This is a genomic window from Candidatus Photodesmus blepharonis (assembly GCF_000731795.2).
Taxonomy (GTDB): Bacteria; Pseudomonadota; Gammaproteobacteria; order Enterobacterales; family Vibrionaceae; genus Vibrio; species Vibrio blepharonis.
The window spans coordinates 28661-47873 of record NZ_JGVK01000029.1; the positions used below are offsets into that span (position 1 = coordinate 28661).

Consider the following 19213-nt stretch of genomic DNA (forward strand, 5'->3'; position numbering starts at 1 on the left):
AACTAATCCTTAACATGTTAATAAGGAATATAGTTGTGCTTCTTCCTTTCAAGAAAAACTAGTCCGTGAATCGGAACATTTAACACAGACTTCAGAACTTATGTTTTGTCACAATGCTCTAATGACTAAGTGCTGCTTTTGGTTCTCGTATATAAGCTCAATAGAACACGCCGCTAAGTAATCACTGTCTCTTAAAAATGTTTTTTTAATTCAAACTTGATTGTACTTTCTTTTATTGTGTTAGCTTGACTTTCGGTATAAGAACAAAAAGGAACTGTTATGTCCCACTTTATTTTTATCTTTGACGGATACCAACAGAATAAATCTTCCGTGTATCCTAACTTTTCCTAATTTAGTAACAAAGTTACGAAAAGGCCCTACCAGATTCTATGACATCTTTGCTTTATTTGCAAATAAAAAAACTCAAATTTGAAGCTAGTAGCTCTAACTCTATCCTTAATTAAGGATGGAATCACACTTCTACCTTAAATTCAGGAAGAACTAACCCATGAATGGGAATATTCGACACAGATCTGAAAACGCATGCATCGTCACGATGTTCTAGATACTTTCTTTCGCTTTCATGAATGAATTCGATAGAACATGCTACTAAATAATCACCGTCTCTTAAAATATTCTTTAATTCAAACTTGATTGTACTTTCTTTTATTGTATTAGTTTCATTCTCGCTATAAAAATTAGATAAAACTATTATGTCTACTCCATTTTTATCTTTGATTGACACCGATAGAACGAGTCCATCATACATTCTTACTTTTTCCGCATTTAATAATAAAGCTATAAAAAAAGTCTCATTGTGGTTTATGACGTCTTTACTTAAATAACAATCTTTTATTATTCCTATATCCTCACCCCAAACTCTACAGGAATTATTAGTATTACTATCATCACTGGTGTTTTCTACACTGTTATACATTTCCTCAATGTAAAGAGAAGATACATCTTTGACATCTCCATCCTTATAAACAGTTTTATCTTTTAACCATATAATTCTATCACAAATACGTCTTATTGAAAAAATGTCATGCGAAACAAAAATAATTGTTGTTCCACTCTTTTTTAAACTATCTATTTTTTGAAAACATTTGCTTTGAAAACGAATATCACCAACGGATAAAGCTTCATCGATGATTAACAAATCAGGTTCAATTATAATCGAAACAGCAAAAGCTAATCTCGCATACATCCCACTAGAATATGTTCTAACTGGTTTTAAAAAATAATTACCGAGCTCAGAAAATTCTAGAATTTCCTCTAAATAGCTATTAACGTGCCTGATCTTTATCCCTTGTAATCTAGCGCTCAATATAGCGTTCTCTTTGCCTGTAAACTCTTGGTTGAAACCAGCACCGAGCTCTAGAATAGCCCCTATTTTTTCTGGCCTTTTAATGTAACCTGCATCATGATTAGATATTCCACATATCAATTTCAATAGTGTTGATTTTCCAGCTCCATTTCTTCCTACTAAACCTACTGTTTCTCCTGATCCAATACTTAAATTAATATTTTCTAAAGCAACAATCCTATCCCTAGGTTCTACAACCCTACTCAGAAATACCCTAACAAACGTTCTCACTGGTAAATTAGATTGAGAAAAATACTTAGCTACATTACTTAGTACTACGACAGGCTCACACAACATCGATAAAACCTTTCTTCATATGTCTAAAAAAAACCACTCCTGTCAAAAAAATAGTTATACCAAATAGGTTATATACCAAGAAAGCATCAAAATCCAAACTTCTCCCATTTAATAAAACACTTCTTATCTCTAAGATTGGATAACTTATAGGGTTCAACAAAATTATATTTGATACTCTAACCGGTAGGGCGCTGCTGTCATAAAATACAGGAGATATGAAGAGCAATAGAGTGGTTAAACTAGTACATATTTGATTTGTATCTCTAATAAAAGCTCCGAAAGCTGACAGATAATAACCTACACCTAAAGTCATGATCGAAAAACTGACTAAAACCAAAATTAATGAAAAAAATTTGTAAAGAGTAACTGTTAAGTCAGATACAATCTGTATCATTACAAACCATATTAACAAACCTGTTAACAAATGAAAAAACGCCGACACAAAATACGATATAGGTATTATTTCCAAATTAAAAACAATTTTTTTAACATAATTCGTATTAGCATGAATATACGAGGGAGCTCTCGTGAAACATTCCGAAAAAAAACTAAAAATTATCATTCCAATAAAAAGATTAATAGAAAAATCATATCCGCTCAGACTACTTTCACTCCACCTAGACTTAAAAACGAATTCAAAAATGAAAGTGTAAACTACCAGCATTACCATAGGTGTTATTAAAGTCCAAAGCCAACCTAATACCGATCCCTTATAACGAGACCTAATATCTCGAAATGCTAGGCTAAAAACTAATATTGCTTTATTGTTTATCGCATTAATCATAAATTACTTTATAGTTTTTATACTAATACCTTTTTGGTCTTTATCAGAAAGAATCGGCATACACTCACCAATAGGCCACTTTATCGAAATCTCCGGATCATTCCAAAGAATCGATATCTCAACCTTAGGATTATAGTAATCCGTACATTTATACACAAATTCAGCTTCTTCGCTAGTTACGTAGAAGCCATGAGCAAATCCATCTTCTGGTATCCATATTTGACGCTTATTCTCAGAAGAAAGATACACACCTACCCATTCTCGAAATGTTGGAGAGTTCCTACGAATATCCACAACAACGTCGAAAACCTCACCGGATATAACACGTACTAACTTACCCTGAGGATTTGCTGTTTGATAATGCAAGCCGCGTAAAACACCTTGCTTAGATTTAGAGTGGTTATCTTGGACAAATATAGTTCTCCTACCTGTTACTAACTCTCCAAACTTTTTCTGATGCCACGTTTCCATAAAAAAGCCACGCTCATCTGAAAAGATAGAAGGCTCAATTATTTTAATATCTGGTATATCGCTTTGAATGATTTTCATAAAAAACTACTTATAAAAATTTTCTTCAAAGCAGTTTCCCAACTACTTGCTTTAATACCAAATATCCTATTAATTTTATTAGAGTTTAATTTTGAATTACGTGGTCTTTTCACTAACATTGGATAATTACCAGATGATATTGGGGCCAAATTAGGGTACTTTATCAGCATTCCAGATCGCTCTGCTTCAAAAAAAATTTTCTTAGCAAATCCATACCAACTTACATAAGGTAGCCCAGAAAAATGATAGATTCCCCATTCAGGATTTTTATCCAATTTCACAGCTTTTAACATTGTAATTAGAGCATCAGCAAGATCACCTGAATAAGTTGGACCACCAAACTGATCATCAACAACTGACAACACATCATCAACTCTTGCTAGCCGAAGCATAGTTTTGAGAAAATTGTTACCATGTTCACCAAACACCCAGGAAGTACGCAAAATTATGTGCTTTTTACATAAAGCAAGTACCATTTTCTCACCTGCTAATTTACTTTTTCCATAGACACTTTGAGGTCGAGCAACATCCATCTCTGTATACGCATTATTACTTAAACCATCGAACACATAATCAGTAGATATGTGAAATAAAACTGAGTCAAAAATTTGTGCTGCTTCTGCTAAATACGCTACTCCATCGCAATTCACCTTAAAAGCTAACTCTAATTCCAGGTCTGCTTTGTCTACTGCAGTATAAGCAGCAGCATTAAGAATATAGTCAGGCCTAATTTTTTTAATACACGCAAATACTGCCTGCTTATCAACGATGTTTAAATCGCTACGAGTTATAGCTAAAACATCAACTTTATTATTAAGCTTTGAAATCAGACTGCAACCTAGTTGCCCATTACTTCCAGTGATTAGTATTTTCAAATTAAGAATTCCACATTATTTGAGCAGTGACAGTAAATATTGACCGTATTCATTTTTAAGCATTGCCTTTCCTAAAGCATGCAATTGTTCATCATTTAGCCAACCATTACGCCAAGCAATCTCTTCAGGACAAGCCACTTTGAGACCTTGAATATGCTCAATTGTTTGAACAAAAGAAGCAGCTTCATGAAGACTTTCATGTGTTCCAGTATCCAACCAAGCGAAACCACGACCTAATAACTCAATGTTTAAACTTCGATCATTTAAATACATCTCATTAATTGAAGTAATTTCAAATTCTCTACGTTCTGACAATGGGACACTCTTTGCGAAACTAACCACACGATTATCGTAGAAATATAACCCTGTCACTGCATAATTTGATTTAGGTTGCAGTGGCTTTTCTTCTATGGATAGTGGTGTAATATTAGAATCAAACTCAACAACACTGAAACGTTTAGGATCTTTTACTTGATAAGCAAATATTGTTGAACCAATATCACGCTTAGCTACTTTGCGTAAAGTTTGACTAAAAAACTGACCATAGAAAATATTGTCTCCAAGCACTAAACACACATTATCGTTATCAATGAATTCTTCTCCCAAAATAAATGCTTTAGCTAAACCATCTGGATTTTTCTGTATAGCGTACGCCAAAGAAACGCCAAAATCTTGACCATCACCTAGTAATCTTTTAAAGTTATTATGATCTTCTTGCGTGGTAATAACTAAAATATCACGTATGCCCGCTAGCATAAGCGTTGAAAGCGGATAATAAATCATCGGTTTATCATATACTGGCAATAGCTGCTTAGATACACCACGAGTAATTGGATAAAGACGAGTACCAAAACCTCCAGCGAGAACAATTCCCTTCATCGCAATCTTACCTCTTTTTTCGGATGCTCTAAAACATTACGCCACCAAGTTTTATTGCATAAATACCAATTAACAGTTTTACGGATACCTGAGTCAAACGTCTCTCGAGGTTTCCAATTTAACTCTCTTTGAATTTTAGAAGAGTCAATAGCATAACGAATATCATGTCCTGGACGTTCTTTTACATAGGTAATGAGATCTTGGTATTTTTTTACACCTTTAGGTTTACTTGGAAGTAACTTTTCTAATAAAGAACAAATACTCTCTACTACTTCCATATTCGTTTTTTCATTGTTGCCACCAATGTTGTAGGTTTCACCAACCTTTCCTTCTGTTATCACCTTGTATAAAGCTCTCACATGGTCCTCAACATAAAGCCAGTCTCGAATTTGCATACCATCTCCATAGATAGTTAATGGCTTTCCTTCAAAGGCGTTTAAGATCGTAAGAGGAATTAATTTTTCTGGGAAATGATAAGGACCATAATTATTTGAACAATGAGTAACTATAGTCGGGAAACTAAAAGTACGTAACCAAGCTCGAACTAAATGATCACTAGATGCTTTCGATGCAGAATAAGGATTAGAGGGCGAATAAGGTGTATCTTCCGTAAACAAAGCGTCCGTTCGTTCCAAATTCCCATATACCTCATCAGTAGAAACATGGTGAAAACGAAAAGTAGCCTGATTCCTATCTTCTAATTTATTCCAATAAGTACGAGAAGACTCAAGCAAAGTATACGTCCCAACAATATTAGTTTCAATAAATTCTGAAGGTCGATAGATGGAACGATCTACATGACTTTCAGCAGCTAAATGCATAACAACATTTGGCCTATGTTTTAAAAAAACACGCTTTAATTCGGAAGAATCACAAATATCTACTTGTTCAAAACAATAACGCTCACTCTCCTTAATATCTGAAAGAGATTCTAAATTTCCAGAATAAGTCAACTTATCTACATTAACTACTTCATCATTCGTATTTAAAATTATATAGCGCACGACAGCAGAACCGATAAAACCTGCCCCACCAGTAACTAATATTTTCATAATAGTAGTCTCTTAAATATATCCCTCCTAGGAGCTTATTAGAGTACTCATCACTTAACAAAACTTCCTATCTTATAAACGCTCTTACGAGTATTTTATGCTACTGAACCTAATAATCTTTCAAATTAAAGTGTTTATACGTCAGAAGTGGACAGATACAAATCGTTAGTTTAAAAACAAGACATTGTGATAGAATTGCTCTTCTATTACGAACCCAGATTCAGAAAGAAACTAGACTCTAGCGTACAATTGCCAAAAAATAAGGTAAATTAAGACGAAATAGTGAACCGGAACCCACACGATACGCATGATCGCGAATCAGGGACATCTCTAAGTTGCCAGATAATTAGAATTAAGTCAAATTAATGATAGAGCATATCCTTTAGTATCTCTTTAAATTATGTGCAATTGTACTAAAGTAAGACTGATTGTTCTCTATTAAAGGAATAGGTATAATGAGAAATACAATTAAATTTAAAATTCAAATTGCTATCGCAATCATTATCGCTATTGTAAGCACTGTTCAGGCATTTATCTCAGTTAATCAATTAAAACAAGAAACGACTAGCGCAATTAATAGTGAAATAAAAAACGTCAGTGCAACAACTTCTCGTTATATAGGAAATTGGCTAGAAATTCATGGAAATATGATGCTTGCTAATGAGTTTGCCATCTTAGAATTAGATAACGCTGACAGGGAAATGCTAATCACCAAAAAAGCTGGTAACTTCTTATCCGTTTATGCAGGATTTAGTGATGGCAGCATTGCTTATGGCGATAAAACGGAAGATTGGCCAAAAGATTATGATCCTAGAAATCGCCCTTGGTATAGAGACGCAATATCTAAACAAGAGCTTATAATCACTAAACCCTACAAAGATTTCGACGGTAGTATCGTCATAAGTTTTGCTAAGGCGTTTTCAGGTAGTAAAACCGGAGTACTAGCAGCAGATTTAACAATTTCAAGCATAATTGATGAAGTATTGAATATAAAACTCGATCATGATGGTTTCGCTTTTTTAGTTGATGGTCACAATAATATTGTTGCCTACCAAAATGAAACATTAAGTCAAAAGCCGATCACGCACCTAAACTCAGCTCTTACTATTCAAAGAATGAACGAGCTATCTAATTCATCTCATATATCGACGCTCCCTTGGCCAAATAAGAGAGATAAACTGCTTTTAGTTTCGAGCATCCCTAATACCGATTGGTTGCTTGGTATCGGTATTGATAAAAATATGGCATTTAAATCAGTATCTAAGCAAATTACTTTTACTACCATTGCTCCCATCATTCTTTACATTTTTATTGCAGCAATTAGCACTTGGATCATCACTCATCTTCTTCAACCACTAAAAATACTATCTAAAGCTCTACAAGAACTTTCTGAAGGTGAAGGCGATTTAACTCAAAGAGTTGACATTAAGCGTATGGATGAAATTGGTGAACTAGCCAAATATGTCAATCATTTTTTAAATCAATTACAAAATATGTTTCGTGGAATTGTTGACCATACTCAAAAACTTTCAATACAAGCAAATCAAGCAAGCCAAATTTCTGAAGAAGCTGCAAATCAAATTGAAAATCAACAAAACGATATTAACCAAATAGCTACGGCGATACATGAAATGTCTAGTACATCAGCTGAAGTAGCAAGGCACGCCGCCTTGACGGCAAACGCTTCTCAAGCATCGGCTGATGCTTGTAGTGATGGTCAGCATGTTATTCAGCAAAATCAAGAAGCTATATTGAGTCTAGCTAATCAAGTCTCAGGAGCGGCAAATATCATAGGCGAATTAGAGAGCAATACTCAGAGTATCAATCAAATTCTATCAACTATTCAAGATATTGCCGAACAAACTAACTTGCTAGCACTTAATGCTGCTATTGAAGCTGCCCGTGCTGGCGAACAAGGAAGAGGCTTTGCTGTAGTAGCTGATGAGGTACGTGTACTAAGTCAACGTACTCACGGTTCAACAGAAGAAATTAGAACTATGATAGAAACGTTACAGCAAAATACTCGTCAGGCTGTTAATAGTATGGAAACCAGCACGAAACTAGCTGATACCAGCGTAAATTATGCTGAAAAAGCCCAAAACAGCTTAAGCAAAATCACGTCAGCGATTACTGAAATAAACGATATGGCGCTTCAAATTTCTAATGCTGCTGAAGAACAACGCACTGTAAGCGAAGATATAAGCCGCAATACTCAAGGTGTGAAAGATGCTTCAGATACCTTGGCTACCCAAGCTGTTCGGAGTAGTGAAAGTGCTATCAACATGAATGAGGCAACTAAATCCATGCGTCAGCAAATTCAACGTTTCAAAGTGTAATGTTCTTATAATTAATGAACAACTAAAGATTTTAAGAATTTCATAGCAATCTTCTATAACTGCTGTTTTTTAGAGTCATCATTCTAAAAAAACTTGAACTTAACGGAGGTCTAATTATGTCGGCTAAGAAATTAATAACGCTAGTCATTCTTGATGGTTGGGGACATAGTGAGGATAATGCAAAAAATGCAATTAATAATGCAAAAACACCAGTAATGAATGAATTAATTAAAAATAATCCTAATACTCTTATCTCTGCTTCCGGTAAAAGCGTAGGTCTACCTGATGGTCAAATGGGTAATTCTGAAGTGGGTCACGCCAATATTGGTGCTGGTCGCATCGTATATCAAGATTTAACTCGTATTAATAAATCAATTTCTGAAGGCGAATTCGTAAAAATTAAAGCTATGTCTCAAACGATGGATAAAGCAATTGCTTTTGGTAGATCGATCCATTTAATAGGTCTTTTATCAACTGGTGGTGTCCACTCTCACGAAGATCATATTTATGCAGCGATAGAAATGGCTGCAGATCGTGGCGCAAAAAAAATTTACTTACATTGCTTTCTAGATGGTCGCGACACACCTCCTCGAAGTGCTGAAAGTTCTTTAAAGCGTTTTGATAGACTATTTAAAAAACTTGGCAAAGGTCGGATCGCGTCCCTAATAGGTCGATACTATGCAATGGATCGTGATAACAACTGGGATCGCATTCAAATTGCATACGATCTTCTAACCTTAGACAAAGCTGAGTTTACATACAGAACTGCAGTAGAAGCTCTAAATGCAGCATACGCTCGTAACGAAAATGATGAGTTCGTTAAAGGAACAAAAATCAAAAAAGAAGGCCAAAAAGCAGCAAATATTGAAAATGGCGATGCAGTTATATTTATGAACTACCGTGCAGACCGCGCACATCAAATCACTCGTTCTTTTTTGCCCGAATTCAATAATTTTAAGCGTACTGTATATCCATCTACTGATTTCCTCACGTTGACTCAGTATGCTACTGATATACCTCTTTCTGTTGTCTTTCCGCCAGCATCATTTAAAAACACATATGGTGAATGGTTATCTAAGCAAGGTTGCACTCAATTACGTATTTCTGAAACTGAAAAATACGCACATGTAACCTTCTTCTTTAATTGCGGCACTGAGAAAAAATTTACAGGAGAAGAACATCGGTTGATTCCTTCTCCAAAAGTTGCAACTTATGACCTACAACCAGAAATGAATTCAAAAGAACTAACGAACGAACTTATCGACGCAATTAAATCTAATAAATACGATGCAATTATTTGTAACTACCCTAATCCAGATATGGTTGCACACACCGGTGTATATGAAGCTACAAAAAAAGCCATCGAAGCAGTTGATACATGTATCGGAAAAATAGTTAAAGCCATCAAGGATGTCGATGGGCAACTTCTTATTACTGCTGATCATGGCAATGCCGAAATGATGGTTAATCCAAAAACAGGGGAAATTCATACAGCACATACTAATCTCCCAGTACCACTAATTTACATAGGTAAACAAAGGTTCAAATTTAGATCAAATGGTAAGTTATCTGATCTAGCTCCAACTATGTTAAATTTAGCTAATCTTCCTATTCCAGAAGAAATGAGTGGAGAAGTACTCATACAGAAATAATCAGTTTATTTGTAATTCTATTCCCTCATTACGGAATAACATTAATATTGTAAGCTAAAGGCAGCAACCTTTAGTTTTGTATGTTAAAGACTTAACAGTCACTTCTCATGGATTTTTCGTGATTTAGTAGACATTATTTCATAAATCTAAAATTCATGCTCGTACAAATTTTATTGAAGAGGAGTCAGATTGACCCTATAGTGTACACCTAACTGACACAATATTTGTATACACTCAGTACCTAATTATTTTACAGACATTTTTCTAAATGTAATGAAAACTACAAAACAATTTGATGAAATCTTATTTCAAGAAAGCGTAAAAAAACATTTGTTGACATCTACAACAAAATTAGAAAATGCAGATAACAAGGAATTATACCTCTCAATCGTCCGTACGCTAGCAGAAATTACAACTTTAAATCTTCTTGAAACTGAGCAAGATAAAACGATTAAAAGCGCAAAAAGTCTTAACTACTTTTCGATTGAATTCCTTATCGGTCGTTTAACTGGTAACAATCTCATTAACTTAGGCCTATATGAAAAAGTCGCTCAAGTAGTAGAAAAATTAGGGAAAAATTTAGCAGATTTATTAGAAGAAGAACGAGACCCTTCACTAGGTAACGGTGGACTAGGCCGCCTTTCAGCATGTTTCATGGACTCCTGCGCTACTCAAGAATACCCAACAATAGGCTATGGACTACACTATGAATATGGTTTATTTAAACAAATTTTTAGAGAAGGTCAACAACAAGAAATACCAGATATATGGCGTGATCTCGAAGGATATCCATGGGAAGTGATTCGACCAAAACTAGCAAGAAAAATTGGTTTCTATGGCCATGTCGAAATATACAAAAAAAATGGAAAAAAAAAGCGTCGCTGGATACCGAGCATGCAAGTCAATGCAATCCCTTGGGATCTACCGATTGTTGGCTATGAAAATAATACCGTCTATCCATTACGGTTGTGGGAATGTCAAGCAATTTCCCCTTTTTCTCTAGATAGCTTTAACAATGGTGACTACTTTGAAGCACAGCGCTCCTTAATAGATGCAGGTAACATCACTAAAGTGCTATATCCAAATGATAATCACGAAAAAGGTAAAACTCTACGCTTAATGCAGCAATACTTCCATAGTGCAGCATCTATCAATGACATTTTACATCGTCATGAAAAATTAGGATATACATTATCTTCCCTTCCTGAATATGAAGTTATTCAATTAAACGATACCCATCTGAGTATCGCTATTCCTGAACTAATACGTGTACTTATTGATGAAAAAGACCTTACTTGGGATGAAGCGTGGAATATCACTTCCAAAACCTTCGCTTATACCAATCATACATTATTACCAGAAGGATTAGAAGTATGGAACGAATCTTTAATTCAACGTTTGTTACCTCGACATATGGAAATTATTCGTTTTATCAACGAGTTATTAATGAAAGAAGTACACAAAAAATGGCCGAATAATATAGAAAAACAACGAAAGCTTTCTATTCTTAAAGAAGGTTCTGATCGTACAGTTCACATGGCTAATCTTTGTATTTTTGGATCTTACGCAGTTAATGGAGTAGCAGTGTTACACTCTAAATTGCTGAAAGAACGTTTATTCCCCGACTTTGACGAACTATATCCAACACGTCTAAAAAACGTAACTAATGGCATCACACCTCGTCGTTGGTTAAAATTCTGTAATCCAGGGTTATCTTCGTTAATCTCTAAGAAAATTGGTACAAAATGGCCAGCTAAATTAGATCAGTTAGAAGCAATTGCTCAGTATGCAGACGACGCAAAATTTCAACAGGAGTTTATGGCTGTAAAAAAACAAAATAAACAACGTTTAACTGAGTGGATTTTCATGAATATGGGAATAAAATTAAACGTTGATGCTATCTTTGATGTACAAATCAAACGTCTTCATGAATATAAACGTCAACAATTAAACATGCTGCACATACTGTCATTGTACTATCGCTTACTCAATAATCCAAATTTTGATATGGTGCCGCGCGTTGTATTTTTCTCAGCGAAAGCAGCGCCAGGCTATCGCGTGGCAAAGGAAATCATTTATGCAATCAATAAGATTGCTGATAAAATCAATAACGATCCACTGGTTAATAATAAACTGAAAGTGGTATTTATTCCTGACTATCGTGTGAGTATAGCTGAAATTGTCATTCCAGCAGTTGATATATCTGAACAAATTTCTACGGCCGGTAAGGAAGCATCAGGCACTAGTAATATGAAAATGGCATTAAACGGTGCACTAACTATAGGGACGATGGATGGCGCAAATATTGAAATTCGTGATCAAGTCGGCAAGGAAAATATTTATATCTTTGGGCTAGAAGCTAATGAAGTGGAGAGGATCAAGGCTAGTGGCTATAACCCGTTCAATTACTATAATTGTAATCCATTGCTCAAATCTTCACTAAATTTGCTATTAGACGGATTTACACGGGAAAAAGATAGAACATTATGCTCAATATTCAATAATTTACTACAGGGGGGAGATCCATACTTATGCCTTGCAGATTTCTCCTCATACGTTAAAGCACATGAAGAGGTTGAAAAACAATATCACGATCAAGTAGGTTGGGCAAAAAAAGCAATTCTCAATACAGCATTAGTAAGCAAGTTTAGTTCCGATCGAAGCATAAGAGATTATGTTAATAACATATGGAAACTAACATCCGTGAAACGGTAGTAAAAAATCAATTCTTACAAGGTGATTTTAAAAATCTCTTCTTAAAAGTAACAAGGAATAAGTTAACAGCAGAACTATTTTTTGAAAATAGCGCTAAAAGATATAAGACACACTAATACATGATTGGGGTATTAAGGCAATAGTTCTGATTTAAAACGATATGACTGGATATTGATTTTAAATCAGTCCAAAAATCATAAGGAAAGGAAAAGAAATATTGGCACTCAATAGACTCAGAAGAATAATACACTCATATAACCAACTCTCTCGCGCATCATTCTCTGATCCATTTTCATTTATTGGACCTTTTATTCCGTTAGAGGAAGGTGCGCTCCGCGTATGGATGCCAGGCGCTGACAAGGTCGAATTAGCAATCGATAATGAAGAACGTATCAAATTAAAACATGAACAAATTTCAGGATTTATATTTAAGGATAAACGAGATCTACGCTTTACTCATTACCAATTAGCAGTCAATCTATCAGGAAAAGAATATCTTATTGATGATCCCTATCAATATCACTCCATTTATGAAAAATACGATGCTTTGCACACTCCTAAAAAGATGTACCATCATATGGGATCTCAATTTATTACTTTAAAGCGCGGTGGAAAAAAAATTTCTGGTATACGATTTCTTATCTATGCACCACATGCTTTATCCTGTAATTTGATTGGAAGTTTCAATTTTTGGAATAGCTTCAGTCACCCAATGCAACGCCTCGATTACGGAATTTGGGGATTGTTTATTCCAAATCTTGCTGAAGGAACTCAATATAAGATTAAAATTACGGGCCCAAATGGTGAACCTCTTCCATATAAGGCTGATCCATGGGGATTTCACAGTGAACAGTATCCATCATTCTCATCAATAACTTATAACCATAACCGTTATCAATGGAAAGATGAAAAATGGCAAAATCGTCCAATTACAGAAAAACATAAAGAAGCTTTATTATTTTATGAATTGCATGCTGGATCATGGAAACGTAATTCTAAAGGAGAATTCCTGAGCTATCGTAACTTAGCAGATCAATTAGTTCCTTACTTAGTCGATTTAGGTTATACTCATGTTGAGTTGATGCCTATATCTGAGCATCCATTTTACGGTTCTTGGGGATACCAACCTATCGGTTTATTCTCACCAACCAGTAGATTTGGCAATCCAGACGATTTCAAATATTTTGTTGAGCAATTCCATTTAGCAGGATTAGGCGTAGTGCTTGATTGGGTGCCAGCACACTTTCCATCAGATGATCACGGCTTAGTTGACTTTGACGGTACACCACTGTTCCACGATCCCGATCCACGTCGAGGTTGGCATCAAGATTGGAATTCTTATATTTATGATCTAAGTCAAGAGCATGTTCGCCGGTTTCTAGTTTCAAACTCACTTTATTGGTTCGAGCAATTCCATATTGATGGAATGCGAGTTGATGCAGTAGCATCAATGTTATACTTAGATTATTCACGTAACTGCGATCAATGGATTCCAAATATTGATGGTGGTAATGAAAATTACGATGCCATCAAAATGTTAAAATGGATGAACGAGGAAGTATACAAACATTTTCCAAATGCAATGACTATTGCAGAAGAATCAACTACATTTCCCGGTGTATCTACACCTACCTACTTAGGTGGTTTAGGATTCGGTTTTAAGTGGAATATGGGTTGGATACAAGATAGCTTAGCTTACATAAAACAAGCTCCTCTTTACCGAAAAAATTACCATGGTACCATAACCTTCCCTCTCGTGTATGCTCATACAGAAAATTATGTACTGCCTTTATCACATGATGAAGTAGTATATGGAAAAGGTTCAATTCACGATAAAATGCCAGGAGATAAACACCAAAAAACAGCTAATATAAGAACTTACATAGGCCATATGTATGGATTACCAGGAAAAAAACTAAATTTTATGGGCATAGAAATTGGTCAAATATCTGAATGGAATCACGATGAGCAATTACAATGGTTTTTATTAAAGCATCAGAGTCACAAAGGGATACAAGCACTTATTCGAGATTTAAATCACTTATATAGAAATGAAAGAGCATTACATGAGTTAGATACCGAACCACGTGGGTTTGAGTGGAGATTACACGATGCCGCTGAAACTAGTATTCTATCTCATGAACGCATCAGCAGCAGTGGCGAAAGAATACTAGTAATCACCAATTTCACTCTAATTGCGTATGAAAAATTTCGGATAGGTGTACCATTTAAAGGAGAATATCAACTATTACTCAATACTGACGATAGCAAATACAATGGAAGTGATTACTATGTTTATACACGAACCAGGACACAATCCGTAATAAGTCAAGGATTAGAACAGTCACTGATGTTACGGATAGCTCCACTAACAACCATGTTTTACAAATACGTTTAAAGTGTCTTTCTATCTTTTGCCTAAATGAGTCTCAAAGATTGACTAATTTTCTAAAAAATTACTTGAAATATTCCATGCTTACTCGAGAAGTAAGCTTACTGACTAACTCATAAGCTGTAGTTCCAATATACCTAGCTATCTTTTCTACCGGGAGTTGTTGCCCCCACAAAATTACTTCATCTCCTACCTTATCTGTAGCACTAAAGCCTAAATCAATAGTAAGCATATCCATGGACACACGACCAACAATAGGTACCTCTCGACCATTAAGCAAAACAGGAGTCCCAGCTGGTGTCATACGAGGATAGCCATCACCATAACCGATAGCGACAACTCCTATTTTCGTATAACATTCACTACTCCACACTTCGCCATAACCAACATTATCACCAGTTTTAATATCACGAATAGAAATAAGAAGCGATTTCAATGTCATGACAGGACGATAACCTAAATCTACTCCTGTGCTATTAGCAAATGGAGATAATCCATACATAATTAAACCTGGTCTTACCCAATCAAGATAACTCTCCTTCCAAGCTAGCAAACCAGCTGAAGCAGCTATAGAAAGTTCTCCATCGCAATCATGAGTTAATGATAAAAATAATTTCAGTTGATTCTGAGTAACAGATCGATCTAACTCGTCAGCACAGCTAAAATGACTCATGTAATACAAAGGTTGAGCAATGTTACTACAAGCTTTTAACCGGGTTATAAAATCACCATATTGGTTAGGATGAATTCCCAAGCGATGCATACCACTATCTATTTTTAACCAAACAACTATTGGCATATTAAGTTTAGCTTGCTCTAATGCTAATAATTGCTCTTCACAATGTACAACTATCTGAATATTCTGAGTTACTAAAACTTGCAGATCACTGGGAGAATTAAAACCTTCTAACAAGAGAATAGGCTTGAGTACATTAGACGCTCTTAATTTTAAAGCTTCTTCAATACGAGCAACAGCAAACGCATCTGCAAATTCGGAATGTTTAGCAACATGACATATTCCATGACCATAAGCATTTGCCTTAATAACAGCCATAATTTTGCTGTTCTTCACCTGAGATCTAATTGATGTTAGATTATATCTGAGAGCTTGCATATCAATACACGCAGTAACAGATTTTGTATAACCTGCACTATAACTCATCGTCAAATTCCAATCCAGAATAGCTATCAAAACGAGAATATTGACCTTGAAAGGTCAATTTCACCGAACCAATAGGGCCATTTCGCTGTTTTCCAATAATGATCTCAGCAATACCTTTCAACGAACTTTCAGGATTATAAATTTCATCACGATATATAAACATGATTAAATCAGCATCCTGTTCGATTGCTCCTGATTCACGCAAATCTGAGTTAATGGGACGTTTGTCAGCACGTTGTTCCAAAGAACGATTTAATTGAGATAATGCAACTACAGGTACATTTAATTCCTTTGCCAAAGATTTTAAAGAACGGGATATCTCTGAAATTTCTAATGTACGATTATCTTGTAAACTTGGAACTCGCATTAACTGTAAGTAGTCGACCATAATCATACCCAATCCACCTGAATCTCTAGCAACGCGACGAGCCCTAGAACGTAATTCTGTCGGAGTTAAAGCGGAGCTATCATCAATATAAATGTTTTTCTTTTGCATAAGAATACCTATAGTTGATGATATACGTGCCCAATCCTCATCATCGAGTTGACCAGTACGAATTTTCGTTTGAGCAACACGAGATAAAGATGCAAGCATACGCATCATTAACTGTTCGGCTGGCATCTCCAAAGAAAAAATAAGCACAGGTTTCTCTTGAACCATTGCCACGTTTTCGCATAAATTCATTGCAAAAGTGGTCTTGCCCATTGACGGACGCGCCGCAACAATGATAAGATCGGAATTTTGCAATCCAGCTGTTTTTTTATTAAGATCGTTAAAACCTGTACTAATTCCAGTTACACCATTCTGGGGAGCTTTATATAAAATTTCGATTTTTTCAAGTGTTTTCTCCAAAACATCTTCAACGTTTTCTGGACCTTCACTTGCGGCAATGCGCTCTTCAGCAATAGCGAAAACCTTGCTTTCAGCAAAATCTAACAAATCTTCTGAAGTGCGCCCTTGAGGATCATAACCTGCGTTAGCGATTTCATGAGCCACAGAAATTAAATTTCTTACAAGTGCTCTTTCAGCAACAATATTTGCGTAGGCGTTTATATTAGCTGCGCTCGGAGTATTTTTAGCCAAGTCAACTAAATAAGCGAAACCACCAACATCTTCTAGCTGTTCTCGCAATTCTAAAAACTCAGATAAAGTAATAAGATCAAGCGGTTTATTATCTTCCAGAATTAATTTCACAGCTTCAAAAATTAGACGATGTGGACGACCGTAAAAATCCTTTACTACTACCTTTTCTGAAACTGCGTCCCAACGCTCATTATCCAGGAGTAAACCACCAATAACAGATTGCTCTGCTTCTAATGAATGTGGAAGAACTTTAATTCCATCAACTGCTATATCCGATTTTTTTTGCTTTCTAGAATAAACCATAACTATAACTACATCCAATCTCTAGTACGATACTGCATTATAATGAGAGTTTTGAATTTGTAATTAAGCGCATAAACCGATTTTGTAATCAATAACAGCATCTTCACTTAATGCTATTGGAGTATTTAATCCACTACCAAATCTTTCATTTTTCACTTTATAAAAATGCTAAGGAGCGTGTAAGATATATAACTATATTTTTTAAAAAAAATGGACGCCACTTTGATAAAGGAAATACAAGACAAGAATCAGAACATCCTTGTTAAAGGATCAATCATTCATATATTCTGTGATAATTACTCAGCAACAATCTTCAAATTAATAGAAGCGAATATTCCTGAATAAAGCTGTATATCAACTTTAAATTCACCAGTATTACGCAGAACACCTTTAGGAAGACAAACCTCATTTTTAGTGACGTCAACTCCTGCGGCTGTAATAGCATTAGCTATGTCACGAGTACCAATCGAACCAAATAACTTTCCTTCAGTACCAGCTTTTGAAGTAATAACAATGCCTTCAATAGAATTAATTTTTTGAGCACGAACTTCAGCATTAAATAACTGATTGGCAGCTCTAGCCTTTATTTCAGCAGAACGCGCCTCAAATTTTTCAACATTAGTTTGGGTGGCCATGACTGCTTTACCTTTAGGGATAAGAAAATTACGAGCATAGCCCGACTTAACATTTACTACATCACCCAAACCACCTAGGCTATTAACTTTATCAAGTAAAATAACGCGCATCGTTGTTTAATCCTTTTTAAAATAAATGAAACATCATTGATGCTTATCAGTGTAAGGTAGTAGGGCTAGATAGCGCGAGCGCTTAATAGCACGTGCCAACTGACGTTGATACTTGGCACTTGTACCAGTAATACGACTTGGAACAATCTTACCAGCTTCAGTGATATAATTTTTAAGAGTTACTACATCTTTATAGTCAATATTTTGTATACCTTCTGCAGTAAAACGGCAAAACTTACGACGACGAAAAAAACGAGCCACGGACTACTACCTCCTTAATCTCAACTTTGAGTAAAGTTAAACAACATAACCGCACGATCTACATTAGCAGAAACAAAACCACCAAGCATCTCTATCATACAAGATAAAAACAACACCATTTAAACGAAAATACGGTATTAAACAAAATTGCTCAACCACTTACCTAATTTCTGTGCGCTCTTCACGACGAGAAAAACGCTCTTCTTTTTGTTTCAACATAACAGATTGTTCAGTAACAGCAGATTTAATACACAGAATCATATTACGTAACACTGCACTATTAAAACGGAAAGCAGTTTCTAATTCATCAATAACTTTTTGATTAACCTCAATATTCATAAGAACGTAATGAGCCTTATGAAATTTGTTGATTGGATAAGCCATTTGACGACGACCCCAATCTTCTAAACGATGAACAGTGCCTCCTGATCGAGCAATCAAGTCAGTATAACGTTCAATCATACCCTCAACTTGCTCGCTTTGATCTGGATTAACCATGAATACAATCTCATAATGACGCATATTTGCTCCTTACGGGTTATTTAGCTTCCAAAACTAAATCGGCCATTTTAAAAAGGAAGCAAGGAACTAAATGAAGAATGACCGAAAATCAAGGGTGATAGATGATACAGAAAGATAAAAAATTAATCAAGAAAAAGCTCATCTTTAAAAAATATCACAAGTTGACTGGCAATAAACCAAAGCACATATGTTCAAAGAGTCATATTTAAGAAGGGGCATCAAATAGTGCCCTTTCAAC

15 protein-coding genes are annotated in these 19213 nt (G+C 35.3%); 4 read left to right on the top strand and 11 right to left on the bottom strand.

Features of this window, described 5'->3' with window-relative positions:
• Positions 1-472 precede the first annotated feature (472 nt).
• Genes CF67_RS04375 through rfbB form a run of 6 tightly spaced genes read right to left on the bottom strand, consistent with a single transcriptional unit; the run spans position 473 to position 5802 of the window.
• Positions 473-1663 carry an ABC transporter ATP-binding protein gene (locus CF67_RS04375; protein WP_052538130.1) on the bottom strand — a complete coding sequence of 397 codons (1191 nt, stop codon included), beginning with the start codon at positions 1661-1663 and terminating at the stop codon, positions 473-475.
• Positions 1653-2447 (bottom strand): ABC transporter permease, encoded by a 795-nt coding sequence (locus CF67_RS05205; protein WP_034414913.1) that lies wholly within the window; start codon positions 2445-2447, stop codon positions 1653-1655. Before CF67_RS05205 ends, CF67_RS04375 begins: the two co-directional genes overlap by 11 nt.
• 3 nt (positions 2448-2450) lie before the next feature.
• Positions 2451-2996: a dTDP-4-dehydrorhamnose 3,5-epimerase gene (gene rfbC, locus CF67_RS04385; protein WP_034414915.1), complete on the bottom strand. Its 546-nt coding sequence runs from the start codon at positions 2994-2996 to the stop codon at positions 2451-2453.
• Positions 2993-3871 (bottom strand): dTDP-4-dehydrorhamnose reductase, encoded by an 879-nt coding sequence (gene rfbD, locus CF67_RS04390; protein WP_034414917.1) that lies wholly within the window; start codon positions 3869-3871, stop codon positions 2993-2995. The genes rfbC and rfbD overlap by 4 nt, the downstream gene beginning before the upstream one ends.
• A gap of 15 nt (positions 3872-3886) precedes the next feature.
• Positions 3887-4750 (bottom strand): glucose-1-phosphate thymidylyltransferase RfbA, encoded by an 864-nt coding sequence (gene rfbA / locus CF67_RS04395; protein ID WP_034414920.1) that lies wholly within the window; start codon positions 4748-4750, stop codon positions 3887-3889.
• Complete coding sequence (gene rfbB / locus CF67_RS04400; RefSeq protein WP_034414923.1) at positions 4747-5802, bottom strand: dTDP-glucose 4,6-dehydratase; 1056 nt, start codon at positions 5800-5802, stop codon at positions 4747-4749. Before rfbB ends, rfbA begins: the two co-directional genes overlap by 4 nt.
• A gap of 455 nt (positions 5803-6257) precedes the next feature.
• Here rfbB and CF67_RS04405 point away from each other — a divergent pair, with 455 nt between their 5' ends.
• From CF67_RS04405 to glgB, 4 genes are all read left to right on the top strand, one after another.
• Entirely contained in the window at positions 6258-8138 is a 1881-nt protein-coding gene (locus CF67_RS04405) for a methyl-accepting chemotaxis protein (protein WP_034414925.1), read from the top strand.
• Between the two features lie 116 nt (positions 8139-8254).
• Positions 8255-9790, top strand: coding sequence for a 2,3-bisphosphoglycerate-independent phosphoglycerate mutase (gene gpmM, locus CF67_RS04420; RefSeq protein WP_034414927.1), 1536 nt, complete (start codon positions 8255-8257; stop codon positions 9788-9790).
• Positions 9791-10063: 273 nt separating this feature from the next.
• Positions 10064-12505 (top strand): glycogen/starch/alpha-glucan phosphorylase, encoded by a 2442-nt coding sequence (locus CF67_RS04435; RefSeq protein WP_034414932.1) that lies wholly within the window; start codon positions 10064-10066, stop codon positions 12503-12505.
• A gap of 217 nt (positions 12506-12722) precedes the next feature.
• Positions 12723-14903, top strand: a complete 2181-nt coding sequence (glgB, locus tag CF67_RS04440; RefSeq protein ID WP_052538132.1) for a 1,4-alpha-glucan branching protein GlgB — start codon at positions 12723-12725, stop codon at positions 14901-14903.
• Between the two features lie 58 nt (positions 14904-14961).
• Here the strand turns inward: glgB and alr are convergent, their stop codons facing one another.
• The 5 genes from alr to rpsF all read right to left on the bottom strand — a co-directional run bounded on the left by alr (position 14962) and on the right by rpsF (position 18975).
• Positions 14962-16059: an alanine racemase gene (gene alr / locus CF67_RS04450; RefSeq protein ID WP_034414934.1), complete on the bottom strand. Its 1098-nt coding sequence runs from the start codon at positions 16057-16059 to the stop codon at positions 14962-14964.
• The gene (locus CF67_RS04455; RefSeq protein WP_034414937.1) at positions 16049-17446 is read right to left on the bottom strand and encodes a replicative DNA helicase; all 1398 of its coding nucleotides are present in this window, start codon (positions 17444-17446) and stop codon (positions 16049-16051) included. The genes alr and CF67_RS04455 overlap by 11 nt, the downstream gene beginning before the upstream one ends.
• Positions 17447-17742: 296 nt before the next feature.
• Positions 17743-18192, bottom strand: a complete 450-nt coding sequence (gene rplI, locus CF67_RS04460) for a 50S ribosomal protein L9 (protein ID WP_034414939.1) — start codon at positions 18190-18192, stop codon at positions 17743-17745.
• 33 nt (positions 18193-18225) lie between these two features.
• On the bottom strand, positions 18226-18453 hold the full coding sequence (gene rpsR / locus CF67_RS04465) for a 30S ribosomal protein S18 (protein WP_034414941.1): 228 nt from the start codon (positions 18451-18453) through the stop codon (positions 18226-18228).
• A 159-nt stretch (positions 18454-18612) separates the two neighbouring features.
• Complete coding sequence (gene rpsF / locus CF67_RS04470; protein ID WP_034414943.1) at positions 18613-18975, bottom strand: 30S ribosomal protein S6; 363 nt, start codon at positions 18973-18975, stop codon at positions 18613-18615.
• Positions 18976-19213: the final 238 nt, after the last annotated feature.

Bases quoted from the DNA above. Each gene is read 5' to 3' on its own strand.
- CF67_RS04375 (WP_052538130.1), bottom strand. From the start codon at position 1,663: ATGTTGTGTGAGCCTGTCGTAGTACTAAGTAATGTAGCTAAGTATTTT.
- CF67_RS05205 (WP_034414913.1), bottom strand. From the start codon at position 2,447: ATGATTAATGCGATAAACAATAAAGCAATATTAGTTTTTAGCCTAGCA.
- rfbC (WP_034414915.1), bottom strand. From the start codon at position 2,996: ATGAAAATCATTCAAAGCGATATACCAGATATTAAAATAATTGAGCCT.
- rfbA (WP_034414920.1), bottom strand. From the start codon at position 4,750: ATGAAGGGAATTGTTCTCGCTGGAGGTTTTGGTACTCGTCTTTATCCA.
- rfbB (WP_034414923.1), bottom strand. From the start codon at position 5,802: ATGAAAATATTAGTTACTGGTGGGGCAGGTTTTATCGGTTCTGCTGTC.
- CF67_RS04405 (WP_034414925.1), top strand. From the start codon at position 6,258: ATGAGAAATACAATTAAATTTAAAATTCAAATTGCTATCGCAATCATT.
- gpmM (WP_034414927.1), top strand. From the start codon at position 8,255: ATGTCGGCTAAGAAATTAATAACGCTAGTCATTCTTGATGGTTGGGGA.
- CF67_RS04435 (WP_034414932.1), top strand. From the start codon at position 10,064: ATGAAAACTACAAAACAATTTGATGAAATCTTATTTCAAGAAAGCGTA.
- alr (WP_034414934.1), bottom strand. From the start codon at position 16,059: ATGAGTTATAGTGCAGGTTATACAAAATCTGTTACTGCGTGTATTGAT.
- CF67_RS04455 (WP_034414937.1), bottom strand. From the start codon at position 17,446: ATGGTTTATTCTAGAAAGCAAAAAAAATCGGATATAGCAGTTGATGGA.
- rplI (WP_034414939.1), bottom strand. From the start codon at position 18,192: ATGCGCGTTATTTTACTTGATAAAGTTAATAGCCTAGGTGGTTTGGGT.
- rpsF (WP_034414943.1), bottom strand. From the start codon at position 18,975: ATGCGTCATTATGAGATTGTATTCATGGTTAATCCAGATCAAAGCGAG.